This is a genomic window from Mycobacterium sp. 852002-51961_SCH5331710 (assembly GCF_001665535.1).
Lineage (GTDB): Bacteria > Actinomycetota > Actinomycetes > Mycobacteriales > Mycobacteriaceae > Mycobacterium.
Window position 1 is genome coordinate 13,008 of the sequence record NZ_LZSQ01000117.1, and the last position, 13,608, is coordinate 26,615.

5 protein-coding genes are annotated in these 13,608 nt (G+C 65.1%); all 5 read left to right on the forward strand.

The genetic code is table 11. The features are described 5' to 3' along the window. Positions 1-14: 14 nt before the first annotated feature. The 5 genes from A5752_RS21325 to msrB all read left to right on the forward strand — a co-directional run bounded on the left by A5752_RS21325 (position 15) and on the right by msrB (position 13,584). Positions 15-1,580 carry an alpha/beta fold hydrolase gene (locus tag A5752_RS21325; protein WP_067090195.1) on the forward strand — a complete coding sequence of 522 codons (1,566 nt, stop codon included), beginning with the start codon at positions 15-17 and terminating at the stop codon, positions 1,578-1,580. A gap of 36 nt (positions 1,581-1,616) precedes the next feature. Continuing rightward, positions 1,617-2,915, forward strand: coding sequence for an arabinofuranan 3-O-arabinosyltransferase (gene aftC, locus A5752_RS21330; protein WP_197500697.1), 1,299 nt, complete (start codon positions 1,617-1,619; stop codon positions 2,913-2,915). 132 nt (positions 2,916-3,047) lie between these two features. Then, entirely contained in the window at positions 3,048-4,115 is a 1,068-nt protein-coding gene (locus A5752_RS21335) for an oxidoreductase family protein (protein ID WP_067089832.1), read from the forward strand. Positions 4,116-4,117: 2 nt separating this feature from the next. Next, positions 4,118-13,174, forward strand: a complete 9,057-nt coding sequence (locus tag A5752_RS21340; protein ID WP_067089836.1) for a nuclear transport factor 2 family protein — start codon at positions 4,118-4,120, stop codon at positions 13,172-13,174. Further along, positions 13,171-13,584 (forward strand): peptide-methionine (R)-S-oxide reductase MsrB, encoded by a 414-nt coding sequence (gene msrB, locus A5752_RS21345; protein ID WP_067089839.1) that lies wholly within the window; start codon positions 13,171-13,173, stop codon positions 13,582-13,584. Before A5752_RS21340 ends, msrB begins: the two co-directional genes overlap by 4 nt. The last annotated feature ends 24 nt before the right edge of the window (positions 13,585-13,608 follow it).

The following is a 13,608-nucleotide window of genomic DNA, read 5'->3' on the forward strand; positions in this document are numbered from 1 at the left end:
GTACTGTGGTCGGCATGCATCGGCGTGGTCAGCTGGTTCGGCTCCTCAGCCTGGCATCCGTCGTCGCCTTCGTCGCGGCGTGTTCGCCGGGCCTCGCCGCCAATCCCCGCTTCGCCACCGACTCCGGCGCGGGCCCCCAGGGCGAGCCGGAAACGACCAAGGCGGCCGAGGGTCCGCCGGCCGTCGAGGCGCCGAAGAACGACCTGGCCTGGCGGGAGTGCACGTCGCGGGTGTTCACCGACGCCGCTGTACCCGCCGTACCCGGTGTGACGCTGGACTGTGCCACCTACGACGCCGACCTCGACCCGATCAACGGTGCGTCGGGCTCGGTCAGCATCGGCGTGGTGCGGGCGCGCGGTCCGCAAACTCCCGAGGACGCCGGCCCGCTGGTGATGACGACCGGCACGGACCTGCCGTCGTCCATCCAGTTGCCGGTGTGGCTGTCGCGCGCAGGCACCGATGTGCTCAACACCCATCCGATCGTCGCCGTCGACCGCCGCGGTATGGGCATGTCCGGCGCGCTGGACTGCCGCGACCTGTTCGACCGCCAGGAGATGCTCGACCAGGCGCAGTTCCAGTCCGGCGACGACCCGGTGGCCAACCTGGGCGCCATCGTCCAAACCGCGACGACGAGCTGCACCGACACCATCGCCCCCGGCGACTCCGCCTACGACAATTCGCACGCCGCCGAGGACATCGAGCGGCTGCGAAGCACATGGGACGTGCCCGCGCTGGCGCTGCTGGGTGTCGGGAACGGAGCGCAGATCGCGCTCGCGTACGCCGGATCGCACCCCAACAAGGTCGCGCGCCTGGTGCTCGATTCGCCGCTGCCACTGGGCATCGCCGCCGAAGCCGCGATGGAGCAGCGCGTCAAAGGCGAGCAGGCCGCGCTGAACGCCTGGGCCGCGCAGTGCGCCGCGACCAACTGCGTGCTGGGCCCCGATCCCAAGGCGGCGGTCGACGCGCTGTTCTCGGCCGCCCGCCAGGGCCGAGGTCCCAACGGCGCCGCTGTCGCCACGGTGGCCAACGCGATCGCCACCGCACTCGCTTATCCGCGCGGCGACCGGGTCGAGTCGGTCAATGCGCTGGCCGCCGCCATCGCGGCCGCGCAATCGGGAGATCCGGCTCCGTTCACCGACCTGATCGCCCGCGCCGAGACCCTGCGCGACACCGACGGTCAGTTCGTCAACAGCTGCAGCGATTCGCTGAACCGACCCACTCCGGACCGGGTGCGCGAGCTGGTCGTGGCCTGGGACAAGCTCTATCCGCAGTTCGGCACGGTCGGTGCGCTGAGCCTGGTCAATTGCCTGAACTGGCCGAGCGGTTCAACGCCCGAGGAGCCGAAGAACCTGAAGATCCCCGTGCTGCTGCTCGGCACGCAGAACGACCCGATCGTGGGCAACGAAGGCGTCGCCGCGGTCGCGGCGACGGCGATCAACGCCGGCTCGGCCAACAGGCGAGTCATGTGGCAGGGCATCGGACACGGCGCCTCGATCTACTCGCCGTGCACACTGCCTCCGGTCGTGGGTTACCTCGACAGCGGCAAGCTGCCGGACACCGACACGTTCTGCCCTGCCTGACGCCTCACGCGTTCGGCGGTCGGGTACCGTGCGGTCGTGCGCGATCTTGTGACCGCCCCATTCCGGCCCCGGACCTCCCCGCCCAACGTGGCGTCGGTGTTGAGGCTGATCCTGTGGCCGCTGGCGATCCTGTTCATCATCCACCGCAGCTACGTCCTGGCCACCAACGGCTACATCACCGACGATTACGGGCCCGTGTACCGGGCGGTCGTCAATTTCAAGATGGGCTGGGACATCTACAACGAGCACTTCGACCACGTCGATCCGCACTACCTCTATCCTCCCGGCGGCACGTTGTTGATGGCGCCGTTCGGCTATCTGCCCGTTGACGCATCGCGCTACTGGTTCATCACGTTCAACACGATCGCGATCGTGCTGGCCGCCTACTTCCTGGTCCGGCTGTTCGGCTTCGGCTTCCGTTCGGTCGCGCTGCCCGCGCTGCTGGCCGCGATGTTCTGCACCGAAAGCGTGATCAACACACTGGTTTTCGGCAACATCAACGGATGCATCCTGCTGGCCGAGGTGTTGTTCTTCCGCTGGCTGCTGGACGGCAAGCGCAACCACGAATGGTTGGCGGGCGCGGCGATCGGATTGACCCTGGTGGTCAAACCGCTTCTGGCGCCGCTGTTGTTGCTGCCGCTGCTGAACCGGCAATGGCGAGCGTTGGTGACCGCCGTCGCGGTGCCACTGGCGTTCAACGTCGCGGCATGGCCGTTGATCAGCGACCCGATGAGCTTCTTCACCCGCACCGTCCCCTACATCCTCACCACCCGCGACTACTTCAACAGCTCCATCGCCGGCAACGGCGTCTACTACGGCCTGCCGACCTGGCTGATCCTGTTGTTACGCATCGCCTTTGCCATCATCGCGGTGATCTCGCTGTGGCTGCTGTACAAGTACTACCGCACCCGTGACCCGCTGCTCTGGATGACGACGTCGTCCGGCGTGCTGCTGATCACGTCGTTCCTGGTGTTGTCGCTGGGGCAGGGCTACTACTCGATGATGTTGTTCCCGTTCCTGATGACGGTGGTGCTGCCGAATTCGGTGCTGCGGAACTGGCCTGCGTGGCTCGCGATCTACGGGTTCATGAGCGCCGACCGCTGGCTGCTCGGGCACTGGCCGACGACGGGTCGGTTCCTCGAGTACATGAAGTTCACCTACGGGTGGGGCCTGATGTTGGTCGTGGTGTTCTCGGTGCTGTACTTCCGCTATCTGGACGCCAAGGCAGAAGGCCGTCTCGACGACGGAATCGACCCGGCATGGCTGAACAAGTCGCGATCAGATCCGGGTGCCTCGACCGAGCCGGCACCGCCGGTTGCGCCCCCGATCAGCTGATACCGATTTCGGCTCCGACAGTATTTGCCAACGCAAGGTTATGACGGGCAGCACGCCCGTTATAACCAGTGCTGACGCGCCTTCGATCTCGTACGATTGATTCGCTCGCGGGGTCTGAAGGGGAGGCGCAACATGCCGAGAATCCCGGTAGACCCGCAGTCCATCACGGCGGAGTGGTTGAGCGAGGTTCTCGACGCCGACGTGCGGGTCTGCAAGCTCGAGCAGTTCGGAATCGGCTACGGCCTTCTCGGTCGCCTCTATCGGGCCCATCTCGATGGCGACCCTGACCTGCCGCCGACGGTCGTGGTGAAGCTTCCGACGCTGGACACGACCGCACGGACCCACCTGTGCGAAGACCTGGAGTTCTATCGACGAGAAGTCCGGTTCTACCAGGAAATCGGCCTGTCCAATCCGCTGCCACCCGCCCGGCCGTATTTCGCGGCCATCGACGAGGACACCCACGATTTCGTCCTAGTGCTCGAGGATCTGGGTCGGCTCCGCAACGTCGACCAACTCGTCGGCTGCTCGGTCGCCGACGCTGAAACCGTCATCGACGCCATCGCCCGCCACCACGCCTACTGGTGGGAGAACGATCGCCTCGCGTCGCTGCCATGGCTGACGGTATACACCGATCCGCCCTTTCCTCCGGTGATCATGAGCAACTACCACGCCGCCTGGCCTAAGTGCGTCGAGCGTGTGGGCTCTGAACTGACTCCCCCGGTCCGTGAGTACGGCGAGCGCTTCGCGACGCTGATGCCTTGGTTCCTCGAGGAGGTCTCTCGTCGGCCCCAAACTTTCCTGCACGGGGATCTGCGGTTGGATCAGATGTTTTTCGCCGTGGACGCGGGCGATCCGCCGCTGACGGTGCTGGACTGGCAAGTCACGAATAGAGGTCGAGGCGCCTTCGACGTCGGCTACTTCATCAGCCAGAGCCTGACCCCCGACACACGTCGTGGTTGTGAGGACGAGTTGCTGAACCGCTATCGGAAGCGTCTCGCCGAGCACGAGATCGACTACCCCACAGAACAATTGCGGCACGATTACCGAATCGCCATTGCCTGGTGCTTCCTCTACCCCGTCATCGCCGAGGGCCGGATCGAGGTCGTCAATGATCGCAGCGCACGGTTGGCCCGCACAATGTTTCATCGCGCGGTCGCGGCGGTGGAAGACCACGACGTTTTTACCTTGAGCCCGGACTGACCATGGCCGAAAACCGCCGCACCTGCGCCTCCTGCGGGACGGCGAACGAAGAGGACGCACGCTTCTGCGAGGGCTGCGGTGGCTCACTGGCGCGGGTGTGTGCGACGTGCGGCCTGGAGGCCAGAGCGACCGCTCGGTTCTGCCGCGGCTGCGGGGCGCCGCTCGACGAACTGGCCGCCCCCGCATCCGAACTGCCGATCGCGGGTCCGGCACGCAAAACCGTCACGGTGATGTTCGCCGATCTGGCGGGGTCGACCACCTTCGAGGAAAGGGTCGACGCCGAGACCGCTCGCGAGGTGATCGGTCGCTACCACGAGCTGCTGCGGTCGACCGCGCAGCGACACCGTGCGGGCGTCACCAAGTACATCGGCGACGGCTTCATGGCCGTCTGGGGTGTTCCCGAGATCGGCCCCGAGGACGCGCTGCGCGCTGTCGATGCCGCGGTCGAATTGCAGGACCGGTTCGTCGACCTGGCCGCCCAGGTCGCCGAGACGCACCGCACCGAACTGGCGCTGCGCGTCGCCGTGAACACCGGTGAGGTCGTCGTCGGAGCGGGTGACGCCGATCTGGTGGGCGACGCGCTCAACGTCGGCGCTCGTCTCGAGGCCGAGTGTCCGCGCGGGCGGGTGGTGGTCGGTGAGGAGACCTGGCGGGCCACGCGAGGGCGATACGGCTACGAGTCGCTCGGGCAAGTGCAGGTGAAGGGCCGCCACGCGCCGGTTGCGGTGTACCAGTGGGTCGGACGGCATTCGGATGTCGCGGACGCGGCACCGTTCGTCGGCCGGTCGCAGGAAGTAAGGCGGCTTCAAAACGTTCTCGACGACGCGATCGCGGCGCGTGCAGCCCGGCTCGTGACCGTGATCGGCGACCCCGGCGTCGGCAAGAGCCGGCTGGCGACCGAATTCCTTGTAGCCCAATCGGATGCGTGCGTTCTCCAAGCTCGATGTGCCGTCGAGGGCTCGGTCGCACTCGCGCCGATCGTCGAGATGTTGCGGGCCCGGGATCTCGAATCCGGCATCCCGGCAGGAGTCTCGGAGCGAGATCGTCTGCTGCGCGACCTCAATGGCCTCGCGACCGGCGTACCGGGGTCGGTCGAAGAGAACTTCTGGGCGCTGCGCCGATTCGTCGAGGTGCTGGCGTGGCGCGGGCCAGTTGTGTTCGCGGTCGACGACATTCAGTGGGCCGACACCTTGCTGCTGGATTTCATCGAGCACCTGGTCGAGTGGATCAAGGACGTGCCGGTGCTCGTGCTGGCCTTGGCACGGCCCGAGCTGCGTGAGATTCGGCCCGACTTCGTCGCCGCCAGCCGGTGGGTCGCCGACACGCTGCACCTCGACGGCCTCGATGCGCGGGCGACGGCGGAGCTTGCCGCCAAGGTGTTGGGTGCCACCGAACTCCCGGCCGAGCTGCTACATCGCCTGCCGGCCTCTACGGGCGGCAATCCCCTGTTCGTCCGGGAATTCGTCGGGATGCTCGCCCACGACGGTGTTCTGGTGGAGAATCCGAACGGCTGGCGACTGACCATCGACGTCGACGCCATCACGATTCCACCGACGATTCATGCCCTGCTCGCGTCGCGGCTGGAACGGCTCGATACCGGTGACCGACGCATACTCGAGATCGCGTCCGTGGTCGGCAGCGACTTCTCCGTCGGTACGGTTCGCGCACTCGCCGGCGGTCATGCGGACGCGATCAAGTCCTCGCTCAACCGGCTTCGGCGTCTCGAACTCGCTCAACCCACGGGGACGTACGTCGGCGACGAGGCGGTCTGGCGATTCCACCATGTGCTCATCCGCGACGTGGCTTACCGGCGGCTGCTGAAGTCCGAACGCGCAGACCTTCACGAGCGTCTCGCCGACTGGGTCGAATCAGGCGGGGCGAGTGTGGCATTCGAGGCCGACGAGATGATCGCCCGCCATCTGGAGGCCGCATACACCTATCGGCGCGAATTGGGCACTCTCGACGAACAAACCGACTATCTCGCCCTGCGTGCCGCCCGCCATTACTCGGCATCCGCGCGACGCGCACTCGACCGCGACGAGTTGGTCTCCGCCGGCGCTCAGGCCGCGCGGGGTGCCGCGCTCGCGGCCGCCGACGAGTCCGTACACGCCGAGCTTTTGTTGACGGGGTGCGAGGCGCTTCTGTCCGCAGGCGACGTCACGGCCGCGGCCGCCCTCGTCGAGGATCTCGAACGCATTGCAGGCGAGGCATTGGCGCCGTGGGCCACGTGCTATCGGTGTCAGTTCGGCGTGTACACCGACCCGGAGCGGCTGTTGGAATACGACGCGCGGCTGCAGGCCGCCATCGACGAATTCGCCCGCCGCGCGGACTCTTCGGGCCTCGCGAAGGCGCACCGGGTACGCGCGAGCGCGCGGCTGCGTCTGGGACGGGTCGGCGACGGTGAGGTCGACCTGTTCGAGGCGCTGATCGCGGCCCGACAGAGCAGAGATCACCGGCAGATCACCGCGGCGTTGGGCGCGGCGCCGGGCGCGGCGCTGTGGGGGCCGAGCCCCGTGCCGAAGGCCGGCGGCCGGTGTCTGGACGTGGTTCGAATGCAACGGATGACAACCGCTGCGCCTTCGCTCGAGGCGACGTCGTTGCGGCATCTGGCGGTGCTGGAGCTGCTGCGCGGGCGGCCGGACAAGGCGCGCAAGATGCTCGGCGAGGCTCGCCAGATCGTCGCCGACCTCGGTCTGCGGCATGGATTGATGGAGACGGAGTTGTTCGCCGGGATCATCGAGTCCATGAGCGGCGACCCCGTCGCTGCCGAACCGCACTTCCGCATGGCCCTGGAAGGGTTGGGTGCGTTGGGCGTCGGCGCCGACGCGGGCCTGGCCGCTGCCCTGCTCGCGAGATCGGTTCTTGCGCAGGGCCGCATCGACGAAGCGGATCGCTATGCGACCGAAAGCGAGCGGCTGGCAGGGCACAACCTCAAGACGGCGATCGCGTGGCGCGCGGTGCGAGCCGAGATTCTCTCGGCGCAAGGGCGCCACAGTGAGGCGGCAGCGATCGCCCGGGATGCGGTGGCGGTAGCCAGCGGAACCGACATCGTGCTCGATCACGCCGAGGCCTGCCTGGCACTGAGCCGTGTGCTGGACCAGGCGGGAGATACGAACGGGACCTCAACAGCCCGAGCGGATGCCAAAGCGCTCTACGCGGCGAAGGAGGTGTCGATCCCGGTCGGACTCGTCGACGAACCCGTCGTCGCGCAACCGGAGGAATCCGTTCGGGCAGCACTCGGCCCCGTGGGGGCAAGCGCGCCCGCGACGGCCGGCCGACTCGCGGTCGACAACGATTCCTGCCGACTGCTGCCCATGTTCATCCAGGCGACCAAGGACGGCGATGTCGAGGGTGCCCTCGCCTGGCTCTCAGAGCAGTTCGTCTACGACGACCGGCGGCGACTGAGCGGCGATCCTGTCGTCGGATTAGACGCGATGCGGACTGCCCTGGAGCGTGTTCATGAGCAGTACACGCAGTTCGAGTTCCGCGTCTTGGCGGTCCGCGGCCGGCATCTGCATCTCCTGTGGAGTCGCTGGGCCGACGACGACGGCAATACCGCCACGACGCTGTATGTCAACGAAACCGGAGACGACGGGCGCATTCTCTACCACATTCGGTTCGATGAGGACGATTTCGCGAGCGCCTACCGAGAGCTTGAACGCCGGTTCTATGCCGGAGAAGGTGAGGCCTTCGCCGACGTCGGCGCCGTCGGAACGGAATATATCGTAGCGCTCACTGCGGGTGATCTGAACCGTGCGTTCAATGAACTCAGTTCCCCAGGGTTGCGGTTCGAGAACCGTTCCCGGATCGCGTTCCCCGATCCCGTTGTGAGTGATGCGAAGACAAGTTGGGGTCAACTCAACGCAATGATGCTGTCGACGCGGACGTGGGCGTCGGTCGGTTTCTGGCTCTCTTCTCGCTGCCTCATTGCCCGTATCGAGCGGGAGGCGATCGGCTCCGACAACGAACGCTATTCGTGGGCATGGCTGATCGTGAGCGAGATCAGCGAGGGCGTTTTCGTATCCAGCTGCGTGTTCGACGTCGATGACGAGGCAGCGGCTTTCGCCTACGCCGACGAGCGAGTGCGGGCGACCACCAGCCGGCTTGCCGTGGAAAACCGTGCATCCCGGTCATTGCCGCGCTTCGTCGAAGCGCTGCGGTCACATGATGTCGACGGCGTCCTCGCGGCCTATGCGGACGAGTTCGTCTACGACGATCGCAGACGACTCAGCGGCGCGCCGATCGTCGGACGCGACGCAATGCGGGCCGCGGTCGCCCGAATCTGTGATCAGTACACGCAATTCGATGTTCGCGTGTTGGCCGTTCGCGGAGAACGGCTTTTCATGGCCTGGAGTCGCTGGTCCGACGAGTCCGACAACGCCACGGAGTACCTCCATGTCACCGAGGTGAACGACCTCGGCCAGGTCATCTACGACGGTCGGTTCGATGCGGACGATTTCGAAGGCGCCTACCGAGAACTGGAACGCCGCTACTACGTCGGAGAAGGCGCCGCTTATGCGGAAGCAGCGGCTGTGACGACGGACATCACAATCTCACTGAATCGGAAAGACTATGACCGCGCGTTCGGTGAACTCTTAGCTTCGGACTTCCAGCTCGAAAATCATTCGCACGCTTCATTTCCCGAACTTTCCGCCAGCGAATTCCGCGGCACGCTGGAAGAGCTCGACGACATCGTTGCTTCCTCTCGTGTGTGGACTTCAGCCGTCGAATGGTTGTCACCGAATTGGCTTGTATTCCGCTTCGCACGAGACGCTGTGGGACTGGATGACGAGAACTACGAGTGGTCCAGCATCCACACAGCCGAGATTCGAGGCGGTCGACTGTCATCGATATGCCAGTTCGAAATCGACGATGAGGCCGCTGCATTCGCGTATGCCCAGGAGCGGATGCGGGCAACCAGCAGTCGGCTCGCGGTGACGAATCGCGCCAGCCGGGCCGCCAAGGTCGCGTGGCGCGCATTCCAAGTCGGCGATCTACGGGCGGCCATGGACGGGTGCTCGGATCGGTTCATCTATGACGACCGACGCCGGATGAGCGGCAGTGCGATCGAAGGCCTCGACGGGTTGCGGAACGCCTCAGTTCGGATCCTCGATCAATACCCACATTCCGAATGGCGAACCTTGGCGGTCCGCGGTGATCGACTGGAGCTCGGCTGGAGTCGGTGGTGGGATGACGCGGGAAACGAAACGAGCGGTTTTCACGTCCTGGAGACCGACAGCGATGGCCTGACCATCTATCACGGTCGGTTCGACGAAGTCGACTTCGAAGAAGCGCTCGGTGAACTCGAGCGAAGGTACTACGCCGGCGAAGGCGTGAAGTTCGCCGAGGGTGGTGCGGTGTCGGCGGCGACGTTCGCCGCTATCAATCGTGGCGACTACGACAAGGTGGTAGAAGAACTCAGCACTCCAGCGATGCGCATCGAGAATCGTTCGCGCTCCGGACTTCCCGACCGGTCAGCGGACGATCTACGCTCTGGCTGGGGCCACTTGGACGCTTTGGTCTCCTCTTCGCGGAGCTGGCCCTCGGTCGTCTGCTGGTTGTCACCGCAATGGAGCGTCAGCCGCGTCGAACGCGAGGCGACCGGTGACGACGGCGAGTTGTACACCTGGACATTCGTGCTCGTCGCTGAAGTGCGAGATGGCCGTACGAATTCCCTGTGCCAGTTCGACATCGAGGAAGAGGAGGCCGCGTTCGCGTACGCCGAGGAGCGCGTTCGCGCCGCCCGCAGCCGGCTGGCGGTCAAGAATAGAGCTACCGACGCCGTCGAAGCCGGTTGGCAAGCAATGCGGAGTCACGATGTCGAGGGCCTGGTGTCAACCTACGCCGACAGCTTCGTCTACGTCGATCGACGCCGTCTGAGCGGTGACCCTATCGTTGGTCGCGACGCGATACGCGCAGCGATCCAGCGGGTTCTCGATCAATACAGCCGATTTGAGGTCCTTGTGCTGGCGGTACGGGGAGACCGACTGGCGATGGGGCGTAGTCGCTGGTGGGACGAGGCGGGTAACGAGACGACACAGCTTCATGTTTCCGAAATCGGCGACGACGGTTTGTGTGTCTACGACTGCCGCTTCGACGGAGACGACTTCGAGGGCGCTTATCGAGAGCTCGAACAACGGTACTTCGCGGGAGAGGGTGCGGCGTTCGCCGAGACAGGCGCCGTCGGAACCGAAATGACCCTCGCGTGGAATCGCGGAGATTTCGACCGGGTGTTTGGTGAGTACTTGGCGCCCGACTTCCGGATCGAATCGCGAACGCAGTCGGTTTTCGGCGATCGTTCGGCAGCCGAGCTTCGGTCCACATACGAAAAACTCTGGGATATGGTCGCCTCGACGCAGGTCTGGATCTCGTGGGCGTACTGGCTGTCCCCGACGGTCGGGATAGGCCGCAACGAACGCGAAGCAATCGGCCATGACGGTGAGAAGTACACGTGGACCAAGCTCTACGTCTTCACACTTCGTGACAACCGCTTCACGTCGATGTGCGAGTTCGCTGTGGACGACGAGGACGCGGCGTTCGCGTATGCCGAAGACTGCGTCCGCGCGACGACGAGCCGGCTGGCAATCACAAATCGTGCGTGCGAAGTAGGAGATCGAGTCCTCCAGGCGAGCGAGAGCGGGGACGTCGACACCGTCGTCGCCAATTTCGCCGAGCACTTCGTCTATGACGATCATCGGCGCCTCAGCGGCGACCCCGTCACAGATCGTGTGGAACTCAGGGCGGCCGTGCAACGAATGCTCGGTCAGTACAACCACTTCGACGCCCGCGTGCTGGCTGTTCGCGGCGAGCGCCTTCAACTCGCCCATACCCGGTGGTCCGACGACGCCGGAAATGAGACGTCATATCTCCTCGTGATCGAGCTCGACGCCGATGGACGAATCGCTTTACAGGCCAGCTTCGACGAAAACGATTTCGACAGCGCATATCGCGAACTCGAACAGCGTCACTACGCCGGTGAAGGTGCAGCGTTCAGCGATGCGGGCACGACAACGACCGAATTCGCGATCGCCATCAACGAACGCGACCTGAACCGTGCGTTCAATGACCTCATCGCACCAGACTTCCGTGTTGAAAATCATTCGCGCTCCGGCTTTCCCGAGCGTTCGGTCGAGGGGCTCAGGGCGAGTACGGCCGAACTGAATTCGATGTTCGATTGCGTGCGCGCGTGGAACTCAGCCGTATGTTGGTTGTCACCGATGCATGCCGTCGGCCGCAACGAACGCGAGGCGATCGGTCACGATGGTGAACGGTTCACGTGGTCACGGCTTTTCTTGATGGAGATCAAGCAGCGTCGGATCACGTACTTGTGCATATACGAATTGGATGACGAAGAAGCCGCATTCGCTCACGCCGAAGAGGTCGCCCACGAGGCCGCGACTCGCTTGCCGGTCACCAACATGGCCACCCGAACGTTCCTCGTCGGAGGCCAGGCTGCGAACGCGCACGACGTCGACGCAATGGTCCGACAGTATTCGGAGCACTTCGAGTACGACGATCGGCGGAAACTGGCGGGGAACCCACTACCCGATGTGCGCAGCGGCGCGGAACGCATCTTGGCCCAGTACGACCACTTCGAGGGGCGCATACTGGCCGTCCGCGGTGACCGGCTGCACCTGGCTTGGAGCCGCTGGTCCACCGACGCCGGATATGAGACGGCTCACCTGATTCTGCAGGAGGTCGATGGCGACGGGCGCATCACCTACGAGGGTCGTTTCGACGAGGACGACTTCGAAGGCGCCTATCGCGAACTCACGCGCCGATACTGCCTGGGTGAGGGTGCAACAATCGCTGAGGCAGAGGCGACGCTCGCGGAGTATCCGATCGGGTTCATGAACGGAGACATCGACGGCGTCTTTGATCGCCTCACTGCTCCGGGATTGCGTGTCGACGACCGGTCGCGCTCCCTTTTCGGCGAGCGCTCAGTCGGCGAGTTCCGGTCAACCTATGACGAACTGCTCGCCAGGACCACCTCGCTGCGGGTGTGGCACGCCGCGGTCTGTTGGTTGTCACCGGCGGTGGTGATCGCCCGCTTCGAGCAGACCGCCGTCGGGGCGGACGGCGAGCGGTTCGCGTGGACGCACATCGACGTCGTCGAGATCCGTGACGGGCGGTTCAGCTCGGTCTGCTTGTTCGAAACCGACGACGAGCAAGCTGCATTCGCGTACGCCGAGGAGCTCGCCCATACCGTCCACAGCAGATTCAGACTGACCAACCGGTCCTGCGAGACGGTCGCCGCCCTCCAGAATGCCCTGTGCGCCGGAGATCTCGAGGGAGGTATCGGCTGCTACGCGAACCCATCCGTGTACGAAGATCGACGCCGGCTCAGCGGGGATCCCATTCGCAACGCCGCAGGGCTGCGGCTGGCCGGGGAACGGATCCTGGCTCAGTACAGCCAGTTTCAGTGGCGAACTCTGGCGATCCGTGGCGATTATCTGAGCATGCACTCCAGCGTCTGGTCGGACGACTCCGGCAACGCAACCTCCTATCTCCACGTCTACGAGGTCGACTCCACTGGGCAATTCATCTATGAGGGCCGCTTCGACGAGGACGACTTCGAGAGTGCCTACCAAGAGCTCACGCGCCGGTACTGCGCCGGTGAGGGATCCGCCGTCGCCGAGGGCACCGCACACAACGCCAGGTATCTCGCGGCCATCAACCGACGGGAATGGGACCGAGTGTTCGACGAAATGACGGAGCAGGACATCGAAGCCGTGAGCCGATCGAGCGCAGGCTTCCCTGACCGTTCGATTTCCGAACTGCGCGCGAGCTACGAAGACCTCTGCGCGATGGTCGCCTCGGTCCGTTCGTGGCACTCGATCGAACGATGGGTTTCACCGATGGTGGCGGTGACGCTTCACGAACGCGAGGCGATCGGCCACGACGGCGAGCGATACGAGTGGAGCCGACTCATCGTGGGCGAGTTCAGCGACGGGCTCACCAGGCACATATGCGAATTCGATGTGGACGACGAGGACGCGGCCTTCGCGTACGCGGAGGAGGTTGTTCGTCGTGCCGGCACTAGTAGCGTGGAGTCATGACCACACCGGCTCCCAAACTGCAGCTGACCGATGACGAGTGGCGCAAGAAGCTGACCCCCGAGGAGTTCCACGTCCTGCGCGAGGCCGGCACCGAGCGCCCCTTCACCGGCGAGTACACCGACACCAAGACCGAGGGCATCTACGAGTGCCGCGCCTGCGGCGCCGAGCTGTTCCGCAGCACCGAGAAGTTCGAATCGCACTGTGGCTGGCCGTCCTTCTTCGATCCCGCCGACTCCGACGCCGTCATCCTGCGCACCGACGACTCGCTCGGGATGCACCGCGTCGAGGTGCTCTGCGCCAACTGCCACAGCCACCTGGGCCACGTCTTCGAGGGCGAGGGCTACCCCACCCCGACCGACCAGCGCTACTGCATCAACTCGATCTCGCTGCGACTGAAGCCGTCCTCCTGACGCGTTCGGCGCAACGAGGGCCAG